Here is a 22,928-nt window from a genome sequence, read left to right on the forward strand (position 1 = left end):
GGCGCCGACCGACGGCACTTACGCCTCCCGGCCCTCCCACCAGCTGTCCAGCAGCAGGCCCATCGAGCAGCCCGCCAGCAGTACGCCCGTCGACATCCACAGGGCGAGGCCGGACACGTTCGTCAGGTCCGGCCGCAGCGACAGCACCAGCAACTGGCCCGCCGCCGGTACCGCGCAGGCCGCCGCCACATGGCGCGCGGGCGCCCGGCGCCACGGCTCCGGATGCACCCGGGCCGCCGCCCACGTCGCGAGGACGACGCAGAGCAGGTTCGGCACGTGGACGAGGGCCAGCGCCGCGGCGAAGGAGCCGACCCCCGCGGGGCCCACCAGGTGGTCGTACACCACTCGGACCTGGATGTACTCGGTGACGACGAGAACCAGGACGCCCACGGCCCAGGAACGCATGAGAGCCATCAGCCGCCTCCGAAAGCCTCGTAGCAGAGCAGGACCGTGAAGCCCAGCGCCGCCATGCCGCAGCCCGCCGCCAGCGCCAGGGCCTGCAGGACCGGGGACCAGCTGCCCCGGCCCGCGACGGTCGCCGTCCCCCGCGGATCCTTCGGGTCGTAGGTGACGGTGACCGGGGTGCCCTCATCGGTGGACCAGCCCGCGAGGTCCTCGAACTCGACTCGCGTACCGTCCGCCGTACGGAAGGCGAAGAAGTGACGGGTGGCGTCCGAGCGGTTGTACGGCTCGGTCTCCACGCGGACGCATTCGCCGGATGCGCGGACACCGCGGCGCAGCACCCGTGCCACGGTCACCAGCCGCCTGGCGTACTTCACCGCGATCGCGCCGAAGAGCGCGACGAGCAGCACGAGTACGACGTAGCCACCGCCCGGCACGTGCACGGCTAGTGCACCTCCACCGAGTCGACGATCTTCGCCAGGTACGCGTCCGAGAGCTTGCCCCGCACCGCGTCGACGCGCACGGCGAACGTCTTGCCCGAGGAGTCCAGGCCCGTCACTATGACGCCCCTGACCGGTGTTCCCTTGGGCGGATCGTCGCCCTGGCCAGCCGACTTGAAGGTGAAGTCGATCCGCTTGGCCTCGTCGGCACCGGCCGCCTTCACGTCCTTCTCGCCCTTGACGCTCGCGCCCATCTGGATCCCGGCCTCGGCGGCGATCGCCGCCTGCTCGGCCGAACTCGCCTGGGTGAAGTCGAGTTGGACGGTGATGATGGAGACGGTTTTGCCGCTCTCGGTGCGGACGGCCGCCGCCGCGTTGTACTTGCTGCGCTCGGCGCCGCCCTGTTCCTCGTATCCGCCGGATCCCTTCGGATACGACACGTCGACGCCCTTCGTCTTCAGCGTCCCCCAGCCGTCGGGCACCGAGGCGGAGTTCGCGCCCCCGTCTCCGCACCCGGCGAGCAACGCGGTCAGCAGGCCGGCGGCAAGGAACGTACGGCGGGTCTTCATCAGCGGGAGCTCCCCTCTCGTCAGTTCGCACAGTAGCTGTAGGGAAGGTAGGAGCGGCTGTCGCCGCGAGGGGCGCCCAGGAACTGCGCGTCGGTCAGCGTCTCGGACTTCTTCTCGGTGCTGACGGACAGGCCGAGGCTCAGGCCGAGGTTCAGCTCGAAGCCGTACTCGGCCGCGTTGACCTCGCCCGTGTAGTTCATCCTGCTCGACCGGCCCTTGTCGAACATCAGCTGCCCGAAGGGGTCGTCGGCGCCGGGGCGCCCGGTCGGGGCATGGTCGTCGAACATGTACTGGAACGGCGTCGCGATCTGCTCGTTGTTGCTGTCCAGCCACTGCTCGCCGATCGCCCGGTCCTTGTCGCCCTCCGGGCCGGGGTCGAAGCTGACGGAGTTGGTGACGATCTCGATACCGGTGGAGCTGTCGGTGCCCTTCTCGCCGACGCTGCCGCCCCGCTTGTCCTTCTTGTCCTTGCCGTTGTCGCCGCCGACCTTGACGCCGTCCTTCTGGCCGCCGTCCTCGACCGTGCGGGTCATGTCGATACGGACCAGCTTGCCCGTGCCCTTGTCGTAGGTGACGGTGATGGTGCCGGTCTGGGTGCGGGAGGCCGAGTACTCGCCGCTGACCGGGCCGGCCTCGTATCCGACCTTGGTGCCGTACTCGATCGACGAGGAGTAGGTGTACGACTTGGTGTTCTTGTACGAGTTGTCCGTCCAGGTCACGTCGGGGGAGTACTTGAAGTTGCCGCCGAGCGTGGCGCTGAGCTTCTTCTCGTCGGCCGCGGAGAACTTGATGCCCGCGGACGCGGACGCCTCCAGGCCCACCTTGCCGTAGGTGATCTTGCGGTTGTCGCCGAGGTGGTCCTTGACCCGCTTCTCGGTCTCCTCCTCGTCCTTGAGCGGCCCCGTGCCGAAGAGGTAGGCGATGCTGTCGCCGAGACTGGCCTCGGCCCCGCCCGGCGACTCGCGCCGAATCTCGTACATCTGCAGCTTCTCGATGTCGTCCCGGAACTGCTTGGCCTCGTCGGGGCTCTGGAAGACCCAGGTGTCGCCGTTGGTGACCTTGATGCCGAGGCCGAGCTCGACCTTGTCGGTGCCGAACTTGCCGACCTTCATGCCTGGTTTGAAGTCCTTCTTCGCGCCGACGGACGCGGCGTCGGTGAAGGTCAGATAGACGAGTTCGTCCTTGTCGTCGACCTTGCCGTCGTGGTTGACGTCCGTCTTCGCCTTGAGGTGCTGTTCCTGGAAGCCGTACTCCTTGCCGATCTCCCAGAACAGGATCTTCGCCTTGGAGCCTGCCTTGTCGGTGACCGAGGAGACCTGGCACAGGGCCGGCTCGTAGTCGGCGTCGGTGAGGGGCGTGCCCGGACCGGGGCTGCCCGCACCGCAGTTGCCGCCGCCGGCCACCTTGCAGACCTCGGCCGCGATCCTGCCGTAGATCGTCTGCCCGAGGCCGGTGGCCGAGACGCCGAGCACGATCGCGGCCGTGACGACGACCATGCCGAGATACTCGGTGCCGGTCGCGCCGCGGTCGTCGCAGCGATACGTCCCTCGTTCGGGTACGTATGCCCGTCGTGGGCGTCCGTACGTCCGTCGTCGGTGTCTGTACGTCCGTCGCGTGCGCGGCCGTATGTCTCCCCCGCGAGACATGCGCACCCCTCCTTGGTCATCGGTGTAGCTGCCGATGGCCGTGACGGTAGGTGCGGGCGGGGTCGGGCGGCGTGGGCCCGAGGGCCCAAACGGAGGCCCAGTGTCGAACTGGGTCCGGCAAGATGCTCAACCTGCCCCGTTTTGGCGCATCTTGTGAATCGGCAGTTGCCTACCAGCTACAGAAACGCTGTTCTCCGGTCACAGAGGCCTGGATACAGTGCTGAGGTAGTCACGCAGTGAAGTCATTTCGGTGTACCGGAGTAACCCCGGTGGATCGACGGCGTAACACGGGGAGCTGCGCGTGCCAACTGCCATTGCCGTGACCAGTGCCGACATGGCGCTGCCGGCGCAGGACGAGCGGACCCTGCCTGCCGTCGTCCTGCAGGACCTGGACAAACAGCCGCTCGAACAGGCACTGGCCGGCCTGCAGAGCCTGATCGACCAGCACGGGCATGTGATCGTCGTGTGCTCACAGGCGGTCTCCCGTGGGGTGGAGCGACGTCTGCACACCATCCGCTCGCTTCTGGAGAGCGACCGTATCGCCCTGTTCCGCCCGGATCTGCCCCCACTCGGACTGGCCGTCCTGGCCCGCCAGTTGAGACAGCTGGCCTCCTGCGACCTCAGCCCCGGAGTCCTCGCCTCCGCCGGCCGGCTGCTCACCCACTACATCCACGCCGGGGCCCTGCTCGGCTCCGTGGCCCGGCTCGACCGCGTCGCCGTGGGCCTGAAGTCGCACGCCAAGTCCTGGGTGCCGGGCAGCCAGTTCGGCGTACTCGCGCACCCGGCGCCGCAGTTGGTGAAGATCGCCCCCGGAGTCACGCTCCCCGGACCGGAGTTCGGCACCTGGATGCTGGCCGCCAAGGGACAGCTGCAGTCGGACTGGGTCACCGGAACCCTCGCCAAGGAGTGGAGCGTCCAGGGGCTGCGGGAGGTGCCGCTGCCGGCCGAGTCGTCGGCCTGGTGGGGCACGGGCAGGCTGATCGAGTTCGCCGCCTATCTCCCCGACCTGTCAGTGCTGTACCAGCTGGTCACGTCGGTGCGGCAGGGAGTCTGTCACTGGTGCGGCGTCGACGTCATCGGTGACCGCTGCGTCTTCTGTTCCGCAACACCACCGCTCTTCGAGAACCAAATCCCCGCCGGGTGAGTCCTGAACCTCCAGACGCACCGCTCGCACGATTCCCGTCCGCTCGACCGATATCCCCAATGAGGTTGTACGGTTCATGAACTCCCGTCAGCGCCGCGGCGTGCTACTCCTGCTCCTGTCGGTCCTCTGCGCCCTCGGCGCGTTCGCCGGCGTCCTCTCCGTCATCAGCGACGTGAAGTCCAAGGTCGGCCCGGAGGTCACGGCCTACCGGGTCAAGACCAACGTGGCGCCCTACGCCGAGCTGAAGACGGGCCAGTTCGAGAAGATCAAGATGCCCAAGCGCTGGCTGTCGGCGAACGCGGTCACCAGTCTCCGCGAGATCCAGGGCAAGATCGCCGTCACCACTCTGCGGGCGGGCTCCCTGCTGCAGAGCGACATGATCGTGAACCAGCCCGCCCTGCAGCCCGGGCAGCAGGAGGTCGCCATCATGATCGATGCGGCGACCGGTGTCGCCGGCAAGATCACGCCGGGCTCCACCGTCAACGTGTACGCCACCTTTGCGGGCGAGCGGGAGGGTGACCCCGCCCAGTCCAAGATCATCGTAACGAACGCGAAGGTCCTGGACGTAGGCGAGATCAAGGCACTGGACCCGAGCGAGAGCGACAAGAACCAGCAGCAGCCCACCGACGCCGTACCGATCACCTTCGCCCTCTCCACCATCGACGCCCAGCGCATCACGTACGCGGAGTCGTTCGCCCAACGGGTCCGGCTCGCGCTGGTGGCGCCCGGCAGCGACACCACGGTTCCCGACAGGGACCGGACGTACCAGCTCGCGAAGGACAAGTGAGAGGCCGGCATGCCCACGAGGATCCTCCCGGCAGTCGGTGACGCGGACGCGGTCCGGTCCATCACCACACTGCTCAGCCAGCTCCCGGACGCCGAACCGGTGGCTCCGGTCGGCGACTCGACCCAGCTCATCGACACCCTCGCGCGCCTCGCCGCCGAGTCGGTCGACGAACTGCCCGAGGTCGTGGTGGTGCACGAGCGGATCGGCCCGGTGCCGGCACTGGAGCTGATCCGTGAAGTCGCCCTGCGCTTCCCGGCGGTGGGCGTCATCCTCGTCACGTCGGACGCGAGCCCCGGCCTGTTCCAGGCGGCGATGGACTACGGCGCGCGGGGACTGGCCGCGCTCCCGCTGAGCTACGAGGAGCTGGCCAGCCGCGTCCAGGCCGTCGCCCAGTGGTCGGTGGGCGTACGGCGCCATCTCGGCTCCGGGGGCGACGTCTTCACCGGCGTCGGCGGCACGGTCGTCACGGTGAGCGGGGCCAAGGGCGGCGTGGGAGCGACCCTCACCTCCATCCAACTCGCGCTGGCGGCACAGGCGTCGGGACGCAGCACCGCACTCGTGGACATGGATCTGCAGGCGGGCGACGTGGCCTCGTATCTGGACGTCCAGTTCCGTCGCTCGGTGGTGGACCTGGCGGCGATCACGGACATCTCGCCGAGAGTGCTCGCGGACGCCGTCTTCCGGCACGACACGGGCCTTGCCCTGCTGCTCGCACCGGGCGAGGGCGAGCGCGGCGAAGAGGTGACGGACCGGGCGGCCCGCCAGATCGTCAGCGCCCTGCGCTCCCGCTACGAGGTCGTCGTCATCGACTGCGGCGCGCAGCTCGGCGGGGCGGGCGCGGCGGCGGTGGAGATGGCCGACCGCGCGCTGCTGGTCACGACACCGGACGTGGTCGCGGTGCGCGGCGCAAAGCGGACGGTGCGGATGTGGGACCGGCTCCAGATCCGCAAGGCGGAGGAGACGACGGTGGTCGTCAACCGGCACACGCGCGGCACGGAGATCCAGCCGCCGCTCATCCAGAAGATCACGGGAACGGCGGTCGCCGGCACCGCGATCCCCGCCAACTTCAAGGAGTTGCAGGGGGCGGTGGACGCGGGACGCATCCACGAACTGGACAGCAAGAGCGTGGTGAAGCAGGCGCTGTGGGCGCTGGCCGGGGAGCTGGGGCTGGTGAAGGCGGTCGAGGGGGCGCACAAGGGCGGGCGGCTCAGGGGGGACCGGGGGTCGGTGAACTTTCGGCGGCGCAAGGAGAGCGGGGGATAGGGATGCGGGCCTTGCGGGGAGACAGGGATCGGGGAGACCGGGACAGCGGCCAGGTCACGATCGAGTTGCTCGGCATGACGCCGACGATCATCGTGACACTGGTGGTGCTGTGGCAGCTCGTGCTGGTGGGGTACGCGTTCACGCTCGCGGGGAATGCTGCGGACGAGGCGGTGCGGGCGGGGACGGCGGCCGAGTACGACCGCGACGCGAAGTGCAGGGCTGCGGGCCTGGACAAGTTGTCGGGCGCGTGGAAGGAGGGCGCGACAGCGGGGTGTGGCGGGTTCGGCACCGGCTACGTCACCTCGGACGTCAGCATCAAGGTCCCCGTTCTCTTCCCCGGCACCATCAGCTTCCCGTTCAACGTGAAGGGCCACGCGGGCGCCGTAGAGGAGGCGAAGAACTGAGATGTCGTACGGCAGGAGAGGCCGCGGCCGAGTCCGAGGCAGCGGCCGAGACCGCGGCCAAGTCGCCATCGAATACCTGGGGTTCCTTCCCATCCTGCTCCTGGTCGCGATGGCCGCCGTGCAGCTCGGTCTGATCGCCTACACCGCGCAGCAGGCCGGCACCGCGGCCCGCACCGGGGCGCGCAGTGCCTCGCTGCGGGACGACTACGGGCAGGACTGCCGGAACGCGGTCAGCGGTTTCCTGGCCGACGGCACGAACTGCCAGGCCGCGTTCGGAGGCGACGACGTCACCGTCACCTCCACCGTGCAGATCCCGTCGATCGTCCCCTTCTGGAGCTTCGACCCGGCCCACAAGACCGCCACCATGCCTCTCGACCACTGAGGCACTGCGAGGAACACCATGAGCCTGCGGGCACGTATCAACTCCCCCGAGGAGAACGGCCATCGGAGCGAGGACGGCCACATGGTCGCCTCGTACCGGGCCAAGCTCCTGGAGGAGATCGACCTCGCGGAGATGAGCGCGCTGGCCGCTGCGGAGCGGCGCGCCCGTCTTGAGCGGGTGCTCGGGCACATCCTCAGCCGTGAGGGCCCGGTGCTGTCGACGGTCGAGCGCTCGCAGCTGATCCGCAGGGTCGTCGACGAGGCCCTCGGCCTCGGCATCCTCGAACCGCTCCTCGAAGACGCCTCGATCACCGAGATCATGGTCAACGGCCCCGACGCGATCTTCGTCGAACGAGGCGGCAGGGTCGAGCAGTTGCCCCTCCGCTTCCCCTCCCACGACCAGCTGATGCAGACCATCGAGCGGATCGTCTCGACGGTCAACCGGCGGGTGGACGAGTCGAATCCGATGGTGGACGCGCGCCTGCCGTCCGGCGAGCGCGTGAACGTGATCATCCCTCCGCTGTCCCTCACCGGCGCGACCCTCACCATCCGCCGCTTCCCCCGCTCCTTCACGCTCCAGGAGATGATCGGCTTCGGCTCGCTGGACGAGCCCATGCTGTACCTGCTGGCGGGGCTGGTGCAGGCGAAGTTCAACGTGATCGTGTCGGGCGCGACCGGCACCGGAAAGACGACCCTCCTCAACGCCCTCTCCGGACTGATCCCGGGAGGCGAACGCATCATCACCATCGAGGACTCCGCCGAACTCCAGCTGCAGCAGGCGCACGTCATCCGCCTGGAGTCCCGGCCCCCGAACGTCGAGGGCAAGGGCCAGGTCTCCATCCGCGACCTGGTCCGCAACTCACTGCGTATGCGCCCCGACCGCATCGTCGTCGGTGAGGTCCGTGGCGGCGAGTCCCTCGACATGCTCCAGGCGATGTCGACGGGCCACGACGGATCCCTCGCCACCGTGCACGCCAACAGCGCGGAGGACGCGCTGATGAGGCTGAAGACCCTGGCTTCGATGTCCGAGGTCGAGATCCCCTTCGAGGCACTGCACGACCAGATCAACAGCGCGATCGACGTGATCATCCAGCTCACCCGCTTCGCCGACGGCGCCCGCCGCATCACCGAGGTCGCGCTCCTCGACAGCCACGGCAGCGAGCCGTACCGGCTGGCGACGGTGGCCCGGTTCAACGCCCGGCCGATGGCCGCCGACGGCCGTATCTACGGCGCCTTCGAGTACTACCCGCTCCCACGCCGAGCCGCGGACCGCCTCTACATGGCGAGCCAGCCCGTCCCCCAGGCATTCGGCGTCGCCCAGTCCGCAGACCAACTCGCCACCCGAGAAGCCAGGTAGCCCCGAGAAGCCACGCAGGCCGCAACCGTCCCCATGGAATCCAGGTAGGAACCGCTCGATGGATCTGCAAACCCTAGTCACGCTCACCACCGGCATCACCCTGCTGACCTGCGTACTGGCGGTCATGGGCCTGCACGCGTACGCCACCGGCAAGGCCCAGCGCCAGGCTCTGGTCGACCGTCTCTCGGCCACCGGCCAGATCCAGGTCGGCGGCCGTCGCCGCCGCTTCCGCAGCCTGGACCGCCGACTTCGCCGTACGAAGCTGGGCAAGAAGCTGGAACTGCGGCTGGCGGCAACGGGCCTGGACATCACACCGGGCGAGTTCTTCGTCTACATGCTCGCGACGGTGGCGGGCCTGTGGCTGATCGGGCAGGCATCCCTGGCACCCTTCTTCGGCCCGATCGCCGGACTGCTGGGCATCTGGGTGGCGGTGCAGTTCCTCAACTGGCAGCGGCAGAAGCGCATCGAGAAGTTCATCAACCAACTCCCCGAACTGGCACGGATCCTGGCGAACGCCACCCAGGCCGGGCTGGCGCTGCGTACGGCCGTGGGGATGGCGGCGGAGGAACTGGAGGCACCCGCCGGTGAGGAACTCGGCAAGGTGGCCAACCAGTTGGCGGTCGGCGCGTCGATGGACGACGCGCTGGGAGAGCTGGCGGAGCGCCTGCCCTCGCGTGAGCTGGTCGTCCTCGTCACCACCCTGGTGCTGTCGAACCGGGCCGGCGGACAGGTGGTCAGCGCCCTGCGGAACCTGACGGAGACGCTGGAGGAGCGGAAGGAGACCCGCCGCGAGGTCCGCACCCAGCTCTCCCAGGTGAACATGACGTCGTACGCGGTGCCGGTGCTGGGCGTCGGTTCGCTCTTCCTCATGAACGGCGTCAAGGACGGCGCCCTGGAGCGCATGACCGGCTCCCCGATCGGCCAGGGCGCGGTGATCATCGCCTTCTCGCTCTACGCGGTCGGCTTCATCCTCATCCGCCGTATGTCCCGTATCGACGTCTGAGACGTCCGAGAAGCCTGGAGGGAGGACGACCATGGGACTTCTGCTCGCACTGGTGATGGGCCTCAGCGTGTGGGGCGTCTTCGCCGGCATCCGTATGTACCGGGCGGACGCCCGGCTGCCCGGCGACCTGGCGCTGGCCCTGGAGGTCGGCGCCACCCGCACCGGCGCGGTCGACTCGCTCGTCGACCGCCTCGGCATGCGGTACGCGCCCTCCGTCCTGCGCCTGATGGGCCCCAAGATGGTCGCCAAGTACCGCCGCAAGATCGACCTCGCGGGAAACCCGGGCGGACTGACCATCGACCGCTACGCGGCCCGCCGCGCGGTCTACGGCTTCCTGGGCGGCGTGGGGGGACTCGTCTTCCTGATGAAGGGCAACTTCATCGTCGCCGTCATCCTGTTCGCGTTCGGCGCGTTCTGGACGGAGGTCGGCATCTGGTCGGCGATCCGCATCCGCAAGGACGTCATCGAGCGCACGCTGCCGGACTTCCTCGACGTGCTCGCGGTCGTGGTCAGCGCGGGGCTCGGCTTCCGCCAGGCACTGGACCGCGTCGCTTCGAAGTACGAGGGCCCCTGGGCGGACGAACTCCGCATCACCCTGCGCCAGATGGACCTCGGCATGAGCCGCCGCCAGGCCTTCGCCGAGCTGCGCCGCAGGAACGACTCCGAACAGGTGGCGATGTTCGTGACGGCGCTGCAGCAGGGCGAGGAACTGGGCGCGCCGATCGTCGACACGCTCGTCTCCCTCGCGAAGGACATGCGCCGCACGGACGCACAGAACGCCCGCCGCAAGGCGGCCCGCGCGGTCCCCAAGGCCACCATGATGATCACGACCTTCATGGTCCCGGCCACCATGATCCTGCTCGGCGCCGGCCTGATCCTCGGCTCCGGCACGGACTTCGGCTCGCTCACGGGCAAGTAGGAACGGGGACGACGGCCATGGCCACGACCAAGGAACGCACAGGGCTGCTACGACGACGCCCGAAGACGCCGGAGATCACCACCCCACCCGCGGGCACGGTCCTCCCACCGCACGTCCGCACGGGCGCCCCCGACATCCCGGTGACCTCGGCGACCCCGGCCCTGCCACCGGGCTGGGAACCGGCACACGCCCCGCTGCCCGGCATGCCCGCGCAGCCGGACCCCCGGGGGACGGCATGGCCGTCCGGGGCGACGACCGGGGGCGCGTCCGAACGGACGGTACGCATCACGCGGACGGGGCGGCGTAATGGTGCCGGTTCCGGTGCGGGGGCGGAGGCGCGGGCCCGTGGGACCGCTGAGGGTGCGCACGGCGGGGAGCCACAGGGGCCACCCGCGCCCGATCGCGATTCCCACACGGGTGGTCCAGCCGGCACTCCCATCCCCGCTGAAGACCGGGCCCCCACCCACGCACCCGCCCCGACCCACGCGCCCGCCGCGACCCACGCACCCGCCACCACTCCCGCATCCGCCCCGACTCCCGCATCCGCCGCCAAAGACCCGACCATCCCCATCCAGATCAACGCCCTGCAAGCCATGTGCCGCCAGGTGTTCGGCTTCCGCCTGGCGATGATCGCCCTGTCCGCCCCCGCCGCCCTGCTCAACGCCTCCCCGGGCCTGGCGACCCGCCTCGTGGGCGCGGCCGTAGTGGTCACCTTCATGGGCTCCTACGTCCTGTTCAGGGACTGGGAACGCTTCGGCCCCCTGCTCCTTCGCCACCCCACCCTCCTGGCCCTGGACACCCTCTTCGGCTCCCTGCTCCTCATCTCCGCGGGCCCGGACACCACCCTCGCCTACGTCAGCGTCTGCACCCCGCTCCTGGCGGGCATCGTCTACGGCTGGCGAGGGGCCGCCGCGTTCGCATCGCTGCAGTCCCTGATCCTCTTCCTGGTCTACGCGACCTCGAAGCACGTGCACTCCGCCCCCGCCGAGACCCTGCTCCTCCCGGGTCTCTGCGTGATCGCGGGCGCGGTCGGCTCGGCGCTGCGCAACCTCATGCTCCGCTTCGGCTCCGCGACCCAGGCCCTGACCACCGTGCAGGCCCGCCTGGCGGTCACGGAGGCGGTGAGCGCCGAACGGGCCCGGCTGGCCCGGGAGATGCACGACTCGGTGGCGAAGACCCTCCACGGCGTGGCGCTGGCGGCCGACGGCCTGGCAGGCTCCGCGGGCGCGCCCCACATGGACGCGAAGCTGGTCAAGCAACAAGCGGAACTGGTCGCCCGTTCAGCCCGCCGAGCGGCGGCGGAATCCCGCGAACTCCTGGCGGACCTGCGCCGCGAGTCGGACCCGGACCACGCCACGGACGTCCTGGTCGAACTGGCCGCTCGCACCCGTGACTTCAGCACCCGTACCGGCGTCCGGGCCGCCTACCGGCCCACCGGCGAGCATGCCGTGCCGCCCGTCCCCCCGGCGGTCGCCCGCCAACTCCTCACCATCGCCTCGGAAGCGATGGAGAACGCCCACCGCCACGCGGTCCCGACCCGAGTGGACGTCAGCGCAGGCGTCCACGGCGACCTCCTGCGCATCAGCGTGTACGACGACGGCCGCGGCCTGCCCTCCGGCACCACCCTCGAACAACTGCGCAGGGCGGGCCACTTCGGCCTGGTGGGAATGGTCGAACGAGCCGCGTCCGTGGGCGCCCGCATCCGCATCGGCCGCGGCGCCCACCCCAAGGGCACGGAAGTCCGCCTGGAACTCCCCCTGGCGGCCCTGACGACATAGACATCCAGAGAGGCATCCAGACGTCGCCGATGCCCGTACGAGTACGCCGCACACGTCCCCCACGAGAAGAGAGGAGGCCGCCCGATGCCGGACCACACATCTCCCCACCCCGGCCCTCAGCAGCCGCCACCCCAGAACCCGTTCGAGGCGTTCCCGCCGTCCGCACCGCTCAAGGTCGTGGTGGCCGACGACAATCCGGTGGTCCGCGCAGGTCTCACCGCCCTTCTCTCCGGCCGCGCCGACATCACCGTGGTGGCAGAAGCGGCGGACGGCCGCCAGGCGTACGAGGCGGCTCTCCAACACCACCCCGACGTGGTCCTCCTGGACGTCCGCATGCCCGGGGTGGACGGCATCTCGGCGCTCCCGTACCTGGTCCGGATCGCCCCCGTGGTGATGCTCACGTACAGCCGCGAGTCCGAGATCGTCCAGGAGGCCCTGCGCCGAGGCGCCGGCGGCTATCTGGTCCACGGAGAGTTCACGGCGGACCAACTGGTGGCAGCGGTACGGGACACCAAGCAGGGCAGGCCCCACTTCAGCCCGACAGCAGCAGGCGCACTGCTGGCCCAACTCCGCCAAGGCCAGGGACCGGCCGCCGGCCCGCCCCTCCCCGAGGGATTGGGCCAGGCGGATGCGAGTGCATACGGAAATTCGTCGCCCGTGCCGACGTACGCGCAACCTGAAGTACCCACTCCACCACGGGTGTTCACGTCTCCCCACCTCCCAGTCCCCACAATTTCTCCAGAAAACCTTTCGCAAGTGCAACCGGATGTGGGACAGTCCTCGTCAGGATGGATGAGTGGCCGTCCGGTCGCTCCCGACAGGTCGCGGTTCCAACTGAGCACGAGGGAGGCGGAGATCATGGAGCACATCGCGTCCGGCATGAACAACCAGCAGATCGCCGCCACCTGCTTCATCAGCGAGAAGACGGTCAAGAACCACATCAACCGCATCTTCGCGAAGCTCCACAGCACCAGCCGCTCCGAAGCCGCCGCCAAGTGGCTGGGCACAGCGCCCGGTTCAGGTCGAGGGGTGGGGTGACCTGCGGTGACGGTAGGGGGGAGCCGGAAGCCGGGCCTGCGGGCCCACACCACCGGCATGCGGTCCCACCGCAGGGGCTGGGCCTCGTTTTGGGCCCTTGATTGGGCCCTGGGACCCTCCGGCGGGAAGGGTGTTCCGCCGTACGTTTCTCGTGTCGAAAGCGGCACCGGCAAGGAGGAAGCCGGTAACGCGAACGGCACAGAGACGCAAGTGTCGGCCGCTCACCGGCCGGCCGAACCCGGAGGGGAACACCATGAGCGACCTGATGCTGAAGACCGCCGTTGCGACCAAGGTCCGCGTGAACGGCTGGAAGAACACGACGGTCGAGGCGATGCAGCGCCGCGCCGGCGACAAGGGCCAGACCGCGGTCGAGTACCTGGGCATCATCGCGGTGGTCGTGGCGATCGTGCTGGCGATCACGGGTACCAACCTCGGGCAGACGATTCTCGGCAAGATTCAGGCGCAGATCGCCAAGGTCGCTCCTTGATGCGACCTCGCCGGTACGGCGATGCAGGGCAGGCCTTCCCCATCTACATCACGGTGGTGGGGGGCCTGCTCTTCCTTGCGTTCGCCTACTTTGCGGTCGGCCAGGCCGCGGTGAATCGGAACGGCGCCCAGACGGCCGCCGACGCGGCGGCGCTCGCGGCGGCCCAGAAGACCCGCGATCAACTCGCGGGCCTATGGGTGGGGGACGTACTCGACCCGACGAAGTGGCAGGACGTCTTCGACGGTGAGGGAGCGGTCGGATACTGCTGGCGAGCCGACCAACTCGCCGCGCACAACCACGCGCACACCACCGGCTGCGACGCGGGCCTGTTGGACTACCGGGTCGAGGTCCAGACCGACAAGCCCGTCGGGGAATCCATCGTTCCCGGTACGGAGCGCCACTACGCGCATGCGTCCGCGCGGGCCGTGATCGAGCCGCTCTGCACGTTCAAACTCCCGGCCGAGGGTGCCGGGGATGACGTGCTGCCACGACTCACCTGCAGGGGCGGCAGGTTCTGGGACCTGAACCCGGACGACCTCACCGATCTCCCGGGACCCGAGGACCTCTTCGACGTCCATCTGGCCGACTGACAAGCGAACGACAAGTGACGAAGGAAGCAGAGTGATGAGCATTCGGTTCACTGCGCAGGCCCGCAGGGGGATGGTCGCGTTGACCGTAGCGGCCGGTCTGGCCCTCGGTGTGGCCGGCTGCGGCGGCGGCGGAGGCGACGACAAGAAGCCCGACACGTCCGCGTCGTCCTCCAAGGACAGTGGATCCGGTCCGAGTGCGCAGGAGGGGCAGTCGGAGACACCTCTGGCCGAACTCAAGGGCACGGACGGACTGCTCCTCCAGATCACCTCCGCCAAGCGGGATTCCGGCGGATTCGTCACGGTGAACGGAATCGTGAAGAACGACGGAGCCAAGTCGGTCGTCATTCCGCCACAGACGAGCGGTGACGAGACGGAGGTCATCGCACACGGCCCCTCACTCGGCGGTGCCACCCTCGTCGACTCCAAGGGGAAGAAGCGCTACTACGTGCTGCGGGACACGGAAGGACGGCCACTGACAACGACCGGCCTGGGGAACCTCGAAGCCGGGCAGACACTCCCGGTCTTCATGCAGTTCCCCGCCCCACCGGCGGGCACGACCGATGTCGACCTTCAGGTCCCCACCTTCTCCAGCGGCACGATCAAGATCTCCGGGTGAGGCAGGCCATGACCCGTACTCCCACCCGGACGGCGCCACCGCGTCTCGCCCTGGTCGTCGCATCGGCCACCGTCATGGTCGCCGCGAACTTCTACGGCGCCGTGTCGGCCCACGCCGACGCAAGCCCCAGCACCCCGCCGGGCACCGAGGCCTCCGCCTCCGCCCCCGTCAAGGTCGACGCCAACGACCCCGACCTCAAACTCCCCGAAGGCGCCACCCTCGCCGACCCCAAAGTCCTCGACATCAAGTCGGTCGTAGAGGACCAGGGCGGGGAGGAGCGCCGCGAGGACACGAACACCGACGTCACGTTCGCCCTCCAGGCCGAGGTCCTGTTCGGCAAGGACAGCGCGAAACTGAGCGGCGAGGCGAAGTCGCGTATCGCAGCGATCGCCGAGGAGATCAAGAAACAGAACGCGACGAAGGTCCGGGTCTTCGGCTTCACGGACAACCTCGGTTCCTCCGCACACGGCGACATCCTGTCCAAGCAGCGCGCCGACGCGGTCCAGGGAGTCATCGACCAGCAGCTGAACGACCCGAACGTCATCTTCGAGGTACGCGGCTACGGCGAGCAGTACCCGATCGCCGACAACGCGACGGAAGAGGGCCGCAAGAAGAACCGCCGGGTGGAGGTCACGTTCCCACGGACGGAAAGCAACAACTGACGCAGACCGTAGGACACACGGGAACGAACCGAGGCTCGTCCCACGCCGACTCAGGCGAGGGGCGGGCCCCGTCGTCGTGTGTGGGCCGCGCCCGTCAGCCGTCGGCCTCTTGGTCTTTGGGTGTGTCGGCGGGCTCATCCTGAGCTTCACGCTCAATGACGAAAGACCCCTTGCCGACAACCGTCCGAACGTAGCCCAACTCGGCCAGCAGGACCAGCGTCTTGCGGGCGGTCCCTCGCGCGAGCCCGAACTCCTGCATCAGCCGGTCGACACCAGGTACGGCGCGGCCCAGCGGGTACACGCCGCTTTCGATCCGAGAGATGAGAACCGCGGCCAGTTGCAGGTACAGCGGGTCTGCTGCCTCAGGGTCCAGTTCGTCGTCTGGGCCGTGGCCCTCCGGAATGTCCACCATGACTCGACCATAGGTGGGCAGGGAAAACGAGGCTCAGAGGAGGCGCAACGAGCGGCCCGGCGGTCCGTGCAGCGGTGACGCGGACGCGATCCCCTCGGACGCAGACGCGAGGCCGGAACCGGGGCCGCCCGGCGCGCGACAGGTGCGGACACGACCGCCGGTACGGATGTGTGTGCGCTGCCATGTGACCACCGAGGCCCCGATCGTGGTGGGCGTGGCGCATCAGAACTCCGGGCCCGGCTTCACCGTGTACGCCTGTCGGATGTGCGCCCCGCACTTCCCGCCGCCCGACGCGCAGGATGTGCCAACTCACGCCGGGGGTGAGCAGTCGTGGGATACCCGGGCCCAGGGGTGATTGGGCACCGATTTGGGCCCCCGGACCCATGCTGCCCAGCCACCCCCTCCCTACCGTCGAACTCTGTCGTGAACCAACGGCGGGGGGACCGGGTGATTCACCGAGTGTGACGTGAACGGCCCCCTTCGCCCTGGGAGTTGAGAAGGGGGCGGGCATGGCGTCGATCGGGGGAATGCCGGAGTTCGAGGCATCGTGGTCCTCGGGGCCGGGCGGGCGCCGGAGTATGCCCACCGCTCTCTCGACCGCCCTCGTCCTGACCCACGCCCTCCTCGGCTTCACCATTCTCGGCGGCCTCGGCCTCCTGCTCACGGCGACTTCGTACGACGCCCTCGACGGCGGCGTACTCGCCCTGCTCGCCTACGCGGCCGCTCCGGGCACCCTCGGCTGGTGGCTCGCCCGGCGGAGCTGGGAGGGCGGGGTCCGGGTCTGGCGCGGACTGGTCGCCGTACAGGTGTGGCTGATCCTGAGCGGTCTCGCCAACCTGGTCGAGGGGTCGGCCCGCGGAGGCCTCCAGCTTGTCCTGCCGATCCTGATCCTCCTTTTCCTGCTCCGCCGCGAGAGCCGTCAGTGGTACGAGCTCCCCGGACTTGAGCGCGCCGAGCACCGCCCGTTCTCCCTGGCTCGCATGATCCGTTGGCGCCGGGACGACGGGCAGACCGCGGTCGAGTACGCCGGCCTCGTCGCCATCGTCGCCGCGATCATCACGGCGCTGCTGGTCAGCGGCCTGGGCACGCAGATCTACGGCGGCATCGAGGCACAGGTCTGCAAGGTCACCGGCATGGGCTGCGCGGCCCCGTCCGCCGACGGCACCACAGCGGACCGCAGCAACGCCCAGGGTCAGTCCGACGGCACCCGGACCACCGACAACAACGACACCGACGGCAACACCGACAGCACCGACGACGGCGCGGACGACCCCGGCCAGAACAACCCTGACGACAACGGGGACGAGAAGGACCAGGGCAAGAAGGACAACGGCAAGAAGGACGGGGACAAGAAAGACGACGGCTGTTTCTCCGGCTTCGGTGCCTTCTTCGGCTGCGCCGGCAACCAGGTCAAGCAGGTGGGCCAGGGTCTCTTCGTCGACGGCGTCTGGGGCGACCTGACCGGGATCTACGACATGGTCCGCCACCCGCTCGACACGCTCAGCGGCCTCGGCGACTACGGCAAGCAGCTCGGCCACGACTGGATGGACAACTCCAAGGACGCCCGCGACAAGTGGTCCAACGGCGACTACCTGGGCGCGGTCCTGGGCTGGGGCGGCGCCTCGCTGAAGACCGGCGGAACCGTCCTCTACGACATGTTCATCGGCAAGGACGTCGCCGACCAGTGGAACAACGGCAACCACACCCGTGCCGTCACCACGGTCCTCTGGAACATCGGCTCGCTCTTCATCCCCGGCTACGACGTCGGAAAGGTCGCCGAGAAGATCGGCGTGCTCGGCAAACTCGGCAAGCTGGGCAAGCTCGCGGAGAAGGCGGGCAAGGCGGCGGAGGACGCCAAGAAGGCAGCCAAGGCCGGTGACGTGGCGGGCGCGGAGAAGGCCGCCAAGGAGGCCGAGGACGCGGCGGAGGAGGCGGAGAAGAAGGCCAAACAGAGCGGCTGCACGATCTCCGCACCGAGCCGCCGTATCCCGTACGACGGCACGGCCCCGGCCGGCCAGGGCGGCCCCTTCAGCGGCTCCTCCGGCACCGGCACCACCGTCCTCGCCGCCGGGGCGTCAGGCTCCCCGTACATCGTCCTCGCCGAGGACGGCTGCGACGAGGACGCCAAGAAGGAGGCGGAGGAGGCCCGCAAGCAGGCCGACGAGGCGGACGACGCCGCCGGCCGCTTGACCAAGGAAGAGGTCGAGGCGGCCAAGAAGCCGACCGTCCAGCAGGGCGACCCGAAGAAGTTCAAGGACCACTTCCTGCGCCACAAGAAGCTGGTCGAGGACGCTCTCGGCACCAAGTACAAGAAGCTCAAGGAGGACGGTCCGCGGTTCCTGCAGGACATCGAGGCCAACATCAAGAACGGCACCTTCAAGCTGGTCGGCAAAGGCACGTTGAAGAAGAACGAAGCGGAGGGCCTCATCTACCGTGGCAACGGCGTGACGATCGTCCTGCATGAGAACGGTGACTTCTGGACCGCTCTGAAGTCCGGCGAGGGCCTGGACACGTCGATCGAGATCACCAAGAAGGCCGACTGACCGAGTGACAGGAGCAGCAGTGTCCCCTTCGAGCCCGCCTCATTCGCGTCCGTACTCGTCGAGCCCGACTCCCTGGAGCAGGGCTGAGGACGTCCTGCGGCAGAGGTACGTGACGGACGTCCTCGTCCCGGGCCGGATCGACCGGGACGGGACGGTTCCCCGGTTCGCCCCGCAGCCGATCGTCGTGTTCGTCGTACTCGACGAGGGAGCCCTGCGGCTGGAGTCGGTCGACGGGTACGGTCGCCTGGAGGTCCGGGTCGTGGACTCGGTCGCCCTGGACGGCGTCGAACTCTTCGCGGACATCGAGGAGGGAGGGGACGAACTGGCCCTCGCCTCCCAGGGCGAACAGCTCTTCGGCGACAGCTGGGACCGCCTTCGCTGCAGCACCATCCGCCCCTTCATGGACACGGGGTCGAAGCCCGGCGAGGGCGTGGTCAAGTGCCTGGCCCTCGAACTCGAGTCCCGCTACTGGCTCTTCTTCGATCCGACCTGGTCCTTCGGCATCAGAATCGGAAACGCCGAGGACATGCGCCGCTGGGAGCGGGAGTACGGCGACCGACCGGAATGAGGCGGGCGGGCTGCCCGACCTGGCGCAGCTGGTCACCGAGGTGGTCGAGGAATACGCCGACGGACTGCGAGCGGTCCTGGCCCGGCTCGACGACTTCCGGAAGTCGACCGACCCTCGCGGGGGCTGAACACCCGGGAAATCGCCGCACGTTCAGGCGCCGACCGTCACCTCCACCCGCACCCCCGGCCCGAGCCCCCAACCCGCCATCGCCCCCGCCTCCGACTCCAGCACATGCCGGGAACGGAGTCGGGGCAGGCCCAACCGCCAGGGTTTCATGGTGTGTACGGCGATGACCTTGAGGTCGCGGTCGAGGTAGGCGACGTCGATGGGGATGCGCATACGGAAGGTGTGCACGCTGTTGGCGGGGGAGAGCAGGATGGCGCCGTCGACCGAGTCCCGCCCCAACAGGCCTTTGGTACGGGCCCGATAGGAGGTGGCGACCTCCAGGGGCACGGCCACGTGAGCAGCCTCCCCGTCTCCCGCACGCACGACCAACTTCCCCCGCCCGTCCCGCCACCGCCGCGCCATACCAGGGAACCTCCAGCCCGAATGTCCTGCCGGCCGGCCTGCTCACCGGCCTGCCGTGCGAACTGAACGTATCCGCAGGGAAGTAGGTCCCACATGGGCCCACGGACCCATGCTCTCCCCGTCGCCGTGGCCATAGGGTCCCGCCGTGCGCGTCCTCCTCTTCGTCCTCCTCATCGTCGCGGCCGCCCTCTGGGGAGCGGGAACGGGCCTCGTGCTGCCCCGCGCAGCGCACCGTCTCTCGGTCGAGCAGGGCGAGCCCTGGAGCTCTCGCTGCCCGGCCGGCCACCTGATCGCGGGTGGGTACGGGGGATGGCTGGGCCGCGCGAACTGCCCTGGCGGCGAGGGCGGCGCGGAAGGGGCCGGCCCCTGCGGCACGTACGGTCCGAGCACTCGCACCGTCGCCACGGTGACCGCACTCGTCTGCGCCGCCCTGGCCGCCGCGGCGGGCGGCCCGCGCCCCGAGACGGCGGTCTGGGTTCTCCTCGCCCCCGTCGCGGTCCTGCTGGCGCTCGTCGACCACCGGGTCCACCGCCTCCCCGACGTCCTGACGTTTCCGCTGGCCGCCGTGACCGCCGCGCTCCTGGGCGTCGCCTCCGCCCTCCCTTCGGCCACGGGCTCCTGGCCGACCGCTCTCCTCGGCGGTCTCACCCTGGGCGCCGCCTACCTCCTCCTCTTCCTGGTCAACCCCTCCGGCATGGGCTTCGGCGACGTGAAGCTGGCCCTCGCCCTGGGCACGGCCCTCGGCTGGTACGGCTGGCGGATCCTGCTGACGGGTGCCTTCGCGGGGCTGCTCTACGGCGCGCTGTACGGCCTCGGGATGGTCGTCGTACGCCGGGCCGGCCGCAAGTCGGCGATTCCGCTCGGGCCGTTCATGCTGGGCGGCGCGTTCACGGGGCTGCTGCTGGGCGCGTCTGCGGGGGCGTGAGGGCAGGAGGACGGCGTACGGTGAAGAACGACCGCTGAGGGACGAACCAGGGCGAGGGCTCCGATGTCGAAGATCGTGTTGATGATGGGCGTCTCCCTCGACGGCTTCATCGAGGGCCCCGACCACGACATCAGCTGGCACCGCGTCGACGACGAACTGCACCAGCATCTCAACGACGAGGTCAGAGGCTACGGCGCACTGCTGAGCGGCCGCCGCGTCTACGAGCTGATGGCCGACTTCTGGCCCACCGCGGACGCGGACCCGAACGCCTCCGCCACCACCGCCGAGTTCGCCGCGATCTGGCGGGACATCCCGAAGGTCGTGTACTCACGGACCCTGGAGCGGGCCGAGTGGAACACGACCGTCGTGCGGGACGTCGTCCCCGAGGAGGTCAGGGCCCTCAAGGAGCGGTCGGAGCGGGATCTCGGGCTCGGCGGGGCCGAGGTCGCCGCCGAGTTCCTGCGGCTCGGGCTCGTCGACGCGTACTCGGTCTGCGTCCACCCCGTCGTCGTCGGACGCGGCACGAGGCTCTTCCCGGAGGCCGACATCGCCGCCTCCCTCCGGCTCGTCGGGAGCCGCACCTTCGGCAACGGCGTCGTACAACTGCGGTACGAGCGAAGCGACACCGGCGGCGCCTCGTAAAGGAGTTGTCCCGCTCGGCACGGCGCGGGTAGGAAGGACGGCATGACTGGACTCGGTGTTGTGTTCCGGCCCCAACTGCCCCCCGAGCGACTGCGCGCCGTCGCCCGTATCGCCGACGAGACCGGGCTCGAGGAGCTCTGGCTGTGGGAGGACTGTTTCCGGGAGGGCGGGATCTCGACCGCCGCGGCCGCCCTCGCCTGGACCGAGCGAGTGCGGGTCGGCGTCGGACTGCTTCCCGTGCCGCTGCGGAACGTCGCCATCACCGCCATGGAGGCCACCTCCCTCCACCGGATGTTCCCGGGGCGGGCCGTAGTCGGCGTCGGGCACGGCGTGCAGGACTGGATGGGGCAGGTCGGGGCGCGTGTCGAGTCACCGGTGACCTTGCTTCGCGAGCATCTCGACGCGCTGCGCGCACTGCTGCGCGGCGAGCGGCTCACGACCGACGGACGCTACGTGCACCTCGACGACGTCGGCCTCGACTGGCCGCCCTCCGGTCCCGTGCCCGTCTTCGCCGGTGCCACCGGGCCGCGTTCGCTGCGGCTGTCCGGTGAGGCCGCGGACGGCACCGTCCTGACCGCGTCCACCACGGCCGACGGGGTACGGCGGGCCCGCCGACTCATCGACGAGGGGCGGGAGTCGGCCGGGCGTTCCGGCGATCCGCACGAGATCGTCGTCTACCTGCTCACCGCCACCGGGCCCGACGCCGCCTCCCGGATCCGGTCCGAACTGGCCGACGAGGGGCACGACTCCGTAACCGACCTCGGGGTCGCCGGGGACGCCGGTGCCGTCGCGAAGGCCGTACAACGACTCGCCGAGGCGGGCGCCGACACGGTGATCCTCCAGCCGACGGGAGACGAGCCCGACCCCGAGGGTTTCGTGCGGTTCGCGGCCGAAGAGGTCAGACCTCTCGTCAAGTGAAGGGGCCGTGCGGGCCGTGCACGCACGAGCGGCCCGCACGAACTGCTGCCCGCCCCACCTCTGAGCCCGCCTCTGACAGGACTGACCGCCCCATGCCGCACGAAGAACCCCACGGCGACGCCGACGGACCCCGGCGCTTCGAGGACCTCCTCGCCGAGGGCGTCGCCGTGCCCACCGAAGGGTGGGGCTTCTCCTGGTTCGAGGGCCGGGCCACGGAGGAGCGGCCCTCATGGGGCTACGCCGTCGCCCTGGCCGACCGACTCGCCGCGGCCAACGCCGCACTGGACATCCAGACCGGGGGAGGGGAGGCCCTGGACTTCGCCCTCGGCCGGGCCGTGAAGACCCCGGCGCTCACCGCAGCGACCGAGGGCTGGCCGCCGAACATCGTCGAGGCCACGGCCCTGCTCCGCCCGCGCGGCACCGTGGTCGTCGCCGTGCCCGAGGACGCGCCGCTTCCGTTCGCGGACGGCGCCTTCGACCTCGTCAGCAGCCGGCACCCGGTGACCCCGCACTGGGCGGAGATCGCCCGCGTCCTGGAGCCAGGCGGCACCTACTTCGCCCAGCACGTCGGCCCGGGCAGCGTGTACGAGCTGGTCGAGTACTTCCTGGGACCGCAGCCCGACCAGTCGCGCAGCGCCCGCCACCCCGACGGCGAACGCGCCGGCGCCGAGTCCGCCGGCCTGGAGATCGTCGACCTGCGCGCCGAGCGGCTGCGTATCGAGTTCCACGACGTCGCGGCCGTCGTCCACTTCCTTCGCAAGGTGGTCTGGATGGTCCCCGGCTTCACCGTCGAGGCATACGAGGACCGCCTCCGTGCCCTGCACCAACGGATCGGGGTCGAGGGCCCGTTCGTCGCGCACAGCACCCGGCACCTCTTCGAGGCCCGCAGGCCGCACCACCGCTGAG

26 protein-coding genes are annotated in these 22,928 nt (G+C 69.8%); 20 read left to right on the forward strand and 6 right to left on the reverse strand.

The genetic code is table 11. From position 1 onward, the window contains the following. Positions 1–18: 18 nt before the first annotated feature. Genes OG870_RS29725 through OG870_RS29740 form a run of 4 tightly spaced genes read right to left on the reverse strand, consistent with a single transcriptional unit; the run spans position 19 to position 2,907 of the window. Positions 19–414, reverse strand: a complete 396-nt coding sequence (locus tag OG870_RS29725; RefSeq protein ID WP_266520878.1) for a hypothetical protein — start codon at positions 412–414, stop codon at positions 19–21. Then, positions 414–845 carry a DUF3592 domain-containing protein gene (locus OG870_RS29730; RefSeq protein ID WP_266520881.1) on the reverse strand — a complete coding sequence of 144 codons (432 nt, stop codon included), beginning with the start codon at positions 843–845 and terminating at the stop codon, positions 414–416. The genes OG870_RS29725 and OG870_RS29730 overlap by 1 nt, the downstream gene beginning before the upstream one ends. Positions 846–847: 2 nt before the next feature. Then, positions 848–1,411 carry a hypothetical protein gene (locus OG870_RS29735; RefSeq protein ID WP_266520883.1) on the reverse strand — a complete coding sequence of 188 codons (564 nt, stop codon included), beginning with the start codon at positions 1,409–1,411 and terminating at the stop codon, positions 848–850. A 20-nt stretch (positions 1,412–1,431) separates the two neighbouring features. Beyond that, a complete protein-coding gene (locus tag OG870_RS29740; RefSeq protein ID WP_266844155.1) occupies positions 1,432–2,907 on the reverse strand; it encodes a hypothetical protein in 1,476 nt (491 codons plus the stop codon). Positions 2,908–3,391: 484 nt separating this feature from the next. Here OG870_RS29740 and OG870_RS29745 point away from each other — a divergent pair, with 484 nt between their 5' ends. The 14 genes from OG870_RS29745 to OG870_RS29810 all read left to right on the forward strand — a co-directional run bounded on the left by OG870_RS29745 (position 3,392) and on the right by OG870_RS29810 (position 15,486). Beyond that, entirely contained in the window at positions 3,392–4,201 is an 810-nt protein-coding gene (locus OG870_RS29745; RefSeq protein ID WP_266592464.1) for a hypothetical protein, read from the forward strand. Between the two features lie 76 nt (positions 4,202–4,277). Beyond that, entirely contained in the window at positions 4,278–4,988 is a 711-nt protein-coding gene (cpaB, locus tag OG870_RS29750) for a Flp pilus assembly protein CpaB (protein WP_266520892.1), read from the forward strand. A 9-nt stretch (positions 4,989–4,997) separates the two neighbouring features. Beyond that, positions 4,998–6,251 carry an AAA family ATPase gene (locus OG870_RS29755; protein WP_266520894.1) on the forward strand — a complete coding sequence of 418 codons (1,254 nt, stop codon included), beginning with the start codon at positions 4,998–5,000 and terminating at the stop codon, positions 6,249–6,251. Positions 6,252–6,253: 2 nt separating this feature from the next. After that, on the forward strand, positions 6,254–6,655 hold the full coding sequence (locus tag OG870_RS29760; RefSeq protein WP_266589636.1) for a pilus assembly protein: 402 nt from the start codon (positions 6,254–6,256) through the stop codon (positions 6,653–6,655). A 1-nt stretch (position 6,656) separates the two neighbouring features. Beyond that, positions 6,657–7,037 carry a TadE family protein gene (locus OG870_RS29765; RefSeq protein ID WP_266589638.1) on the forward strand — a complete coding sequence of 127 codons (381 nt, stop codon included), beginning with the start codon at positions 6,657–6,659 and terminating at the stop codon, positions 7,035–7,037. An 18-nt stretch (positions 7,038–7,055) separates the two neighbouring features. Further along, positions 7,056–8,393 carry a CpaF family protein gene (locus tag OG870_RS29770; RefSeq protein WP_266589641.1) on the forward strand — a complete coding sequence of 446 codons (1,338 nt, stop codon included), beginning with the start codon at positions 7,056–7,058 and terminating at the stop codon, positions 8,391–8,393. Between the two features lie 58 nt (positions 8,394–8,451). Continuing rightward, positions 8,452–9,396, forward strand: a complete 945-nt coding sequence (locus OG870_RS29775; protein WP_266589643.1) for a type II secretion system F family protein — start codon at positions 8,452–8,454, stop codon at positions 9,394–9,396. Between the two features lie 31 nt (positions 9,397–9,427). Continuing rightward, positions 9,428–10,315, forward strand: coding sequence for a DUF5936 domain-containing protein (locus tag OG870_RS29780; protein WP_266589645.1), 888 nt, complete (start codon positions 9,428–9,430; stop codon positions 10,313–10,315). A gap of 17 nt (positions 10,316–10,332) precedes the next feature. After that, positions 10,333–12,093: a sensor histidine kinase gene (locus OG870_RS29785; RefSeq protein ID WP_266589647.1), complete on the forward strand. Its 1,761-nt coding sequence runs from the start codon at positions 10,333–10,335 to the stop codon at positions 12,091–12,093. 84 nt (positions 12,094–12,177) lie between these two features. Then, positions 12,178–13,131 (forward strand): response regulator transcription factor, encoded by a 954-nt coding sequence (locus OG870_RS29790; RefSeq protein WP_266844148.1) that lies wholly within the window; start codon positions 12,178–12,180, stop codon positions 13,129–13,131. Positions 13,132–13,384: 253 nt separating this feature from the next. Further along, positions 13,385–13,618 carry a hypothetical protein gene (locus tag OG870_RS29795; RefSeq protein ID WP_016437724.1) on the forward strand — a complete coding sequence of 78 codons (234 nt, stop codon included), beginning with the start codon at positions 13,385–13,387 and terminating at the stop codon, positions 13,616–13,618. Then, on the forward strand, positions 13,618–14,208 hold the full coding sequence (locus OG870_RS29800) for a pilus assembly protein TadG-related protein (RefSeq protein WP_266844146.1): 591 nt from the start codon (positions 13,618–13,620) through the stop codon (positions 14,206–14,208). Before OG870_RS29795 ends, OG870_RS29800 begins: the two co-directional genes overlap by 1 nt. 34 nt (positions 14,209–14,242) lie before the next feature. Further along, the gene (locus OG870_RS29805; RefSeq protein ID WP_266589672.1) at positions 14,243–14,824 is read left to right on the forward strand and encodes a hypothetical protein; all 582 of its coding nucleotides are present in this window, start codon (positions 14,243–14,245) and stop codon (positions 14,822–14,824) included. A gap of 8 nt (positions 14,825–14,832) precedes the next feature. Then, a complete protein-coding gene (locus OG870_RS29810) occupies positions 14,833–15,486 on the forward strand; it encodes an OmpA family protein (protein WP_266844143.1) in 654 nt (217 codons plus the stop codon). A 94-nt stretch (positions 15,487–15,580) separates the two neighbouring features. On the opposite strand, the gene OG870_RS29815 is transcribed toward OG870_RS29810, so the two are convergent. Continuing rightward, a complete protein-coding gene (locus tag OG870_RS29815) occupies positions 15,581–15,898 on the reverse strand; it encodes a GntR family transcriptional regulator (protein ID WP_266844141.1) in 318 nt (105 codons plus the stop codon). Positions 15,899–16,407: 509 nt separating this feature from the next. Between OG870_RS29815 and OG870_RS29820 the strand changes: the two genes are divergently transcribed. Then, positions 16,408–18,441 carry a cell envelope integrity protein TolA gene (locus OG870_RS29820; protein WP_266844139.1) on the forward strand — a complete coding sequence of 678 codons (2,034 nt, stop codon included), beginning with the start codon at positions 16,408–16,410 and terminating at the stop codon, positions 18,439–18,441. Positions 18,442–18,550: 109 nt separating this feature from the next. Next, positions 18,551–19,009: a hypothetical protein gene (locus OG870_RS29825; RefSeq protein WP_266589680.1), complete on the forward strand. Its 459-nt coding sequence runs from the start codon at positions 18,551–18,553 to the stop codon at positions 19,007–19,009. Between the two features lie 150 nt (positions 19,010–19,159). Here OG870_RS29825 and OG870_RS29830 read toward each other — a convergent pair whose 3' ends face one another. After that, on the reverse strand, positions 19,160–19,537 hold the full coding sequence (locus OG870_RS29830) for a DUF192 domain-containing protein (RefSeq protein ID WP_266520924.1): 378 nt from the start codon (positions 19,535–19,537) through the stop codon (positions 19,160–19,162). 145 nt (positions 19,538–19,682) lie between these two features. On the opposite strand from OG870_RS29830, the gene OG870_RS29835 reads away from it, so the two are divergent. From OG870_RS29835 to OG870_RS29850, 4 genes are all read left to right on the forward strand, one after another. Then, positions 19,683–20,462, forward strand: coding sequence for a prepilin peptidase (locus OG870_RS29835; RefSeq protein WP_266844137.1), 780 nt, complete (start codon positions 19,683–19,685; stop codon positions 20,460–20,462). Positions 20,463–20,525: 63 nt separating this feature from the next. After that, positions 20,526–21,104: a dihydrofolate reductase family protein gene (locus OG870_RS29840; protein ID WP_266520928.1), complete on the forward strand. Its 579-nt coding sequence runs from the start codon at positions 20,526–20,528 to the stop codon at positions 21,102–21,104. A 42-nt stretch (positions 21,105–21,146) separates the two neighbouring features. Further along, a complete protein-coding gene (locus OG870_RS29845; protein WP_266844134.1) occupies positions 21,147–22,022 on the forward strand; it encodes an LLM class flavin-dependent oxidoreductase in 876 nt (291 codons plus the stop codon). Between the two features lie 92 nt (positions 22,023–22,114). Further along, positions 22,115–22,927 (forward strand): methyltransferase domain-containing protein, encoded by an 813-nt coding sequence (locus OG870_RS29850; RefSeq protein WP_266844132.1) that lies wholly within the window; start codon positions 22,115–22,117, stop codon positions 22,925–22,927. The last annotated feature ends 1 nt before the right edge of the window (position 22,928 follow it).

The sequence above is a fragment of the Streptomyces sp. NBC_00461 genome, assembly GCF_036013935.1.
In the GTDB taxonomy this organism is placed as follows: domain Bacteria; phylum Actinomycetota; class Actinomycetes; order Streptomycetales; family Streptomycetaceae; genus Streptomyces.

Coding starts and splice junctions, on each gene's coding strand:
- OG870_RS29755 (WP_266520894.1), top strand. CDS start 4,998: ATGCCCACGAGGATCCTCCCGGCAGTCGGTGACGCGGACGCGGTCCGG.
- OG870_RS29830 (WP_266520924.1), bottom strand. CDS start 19,537: ATGGCGCGGCGGTGGCGGGACGGGCGGGGGAAGTTGGTCGTGCGTGCG.
- OG870_RS29805 (WP_266589672.1), top strand. CDS start 14,243: ATGAGCATTCGGTTCACTGCGCAGGCCCGCAGGGGGATGGTCGCGTTG.
- OG870_RS29820 (WP_266844139.1), top strand. CDS start 16,408: ATGGCGTCGATCGGGGGAATGCCGGAGTTCGAGGCATCGTGGTCCTCG.
- OG870_RS29765 (WP_266589638.1), top strand. CDS start 6,657: ATGTCGTACGGCAGGAGAGGCCGCGGCCGAGTCCGAGGCAGCGGCCGA.
- OG870_RS29845 (WP_266844134.1), top strand. CDS start 21,147: ATGACTGGACTCGGTGTTGTGTTCCGGCCCCAACTGCCCCCCGAGCGA.
- OG870_RS29770 (WP_266589641.1), top strand. CDS start 7,056: ATGAGCCTGCGGGCACGTATCAACTCCCCCGAGGAGAACGGCCATCGG.
- OG870_RS29725 (WP_266520878.1), bottom strand. CDS start 414: ATGGCTCTCATGCGTTCCTGGGCCGTGGGCGTCCTGGTTCTCGTCGTC.
- OG870_RS29815 (WP_266844141.1), bottom strand. CDS start 15,898: ATGGTGGACATTCCGGAGGGCCACGGCCCAGACGACGAACTGGACCCT.
- OG870_RS29735 (WP_266520883.1), bottom strand. CDS start 1,411: ATGAAGACCCGCCGTACGTTCCTTGCCGCCGGCCTGCTGACCGCGTTG.
- OG870_RS29760 (WP_266589636.1), top strand. CDS start 6,254: ATGCGGGCCTTGCGGGGAGACAGGGATCGGGGAGACCGGGACAGCGGC.
- OG870_RS29840 (WP_266520928.1), top strand. CDS start 20,526: ATGTCGAAGATCGTGTTGATGATGGGCGTCTCCCTCGACGGCTTCATC.
- OG870_RS29745 (WP_266592464.1), top strand. CDS start 3,392: ATGGCGCTGCCGGCGCAGGACGAGCGGACCCTGCCTGCCGTCGTCCTG.
- OG870_RS29790 (WP_266844148.1), top strand. CDS start 12,178: ATGCCGGACCACACATCTCCCCACCCCGGCCCTCAGCAGCCGCCACCC.
- OG870_RS29775 (WP_266589643.1), top strand. CDS start 8,452: ATGGATCTGCAAACCCTAGTCACGCTCACCACCGGCATCACCCTGCTG.
- OG870_RS29740 (WP_266844155.1), bottom strand. CDS start 2,907: ATGGTCGTCGTCACGGCCGCGATCGTGCTCGGCGTCTCGGCCACCGGC.
- OG870_RS29785 (WP_266589647.1), top strand. CDS start 10,333: ATGGCCACGACCAAGGAACGCACAGGGCTGCTACGACGACGCCCGAAG.
- OG870_RS29800 (WP_266844146.1), top strand. CDS start 13,618: ATGCGACCTCGCCGGTACGGCGATGCAGGGCAGGCCTTCCCCATCTAC.
- cpaB (WP_266520892.1), top strand. CDS start 4,278: ATGAACTCCCGTCAGCGCCGCGGCGTGCTACTCCTGCTCCTGTCGGTC.
- OG870_RS29850 (WP_266844132.1), top strand. CDS start 22,115: ATGCCGCACGAAGAACCCCACGGCGACGCCGACGGACCCCGGCGCTTC.
- OG870_RS29795 (WP_016437724.1), top strand. CDS start 13,385: ATGAGCGACCTGATGCTGAAGACCGCCGTTGCGACCAAGGTCCGCGTG.
- OG870_RS29780 (WP_266589645.1), top strand. CDS start 9,428: ATGGGACTTCTGCTCGCACTGGTGATGGGCCTCAGCGTGTGGGGCGTC.
- OG870_RS29810 (WP_266844143.1), top strand. CDS start 14,833: ATGACCCGTACTCCCACCCGGACGGCGCCACCGCGTCTCGCCCTGGTC.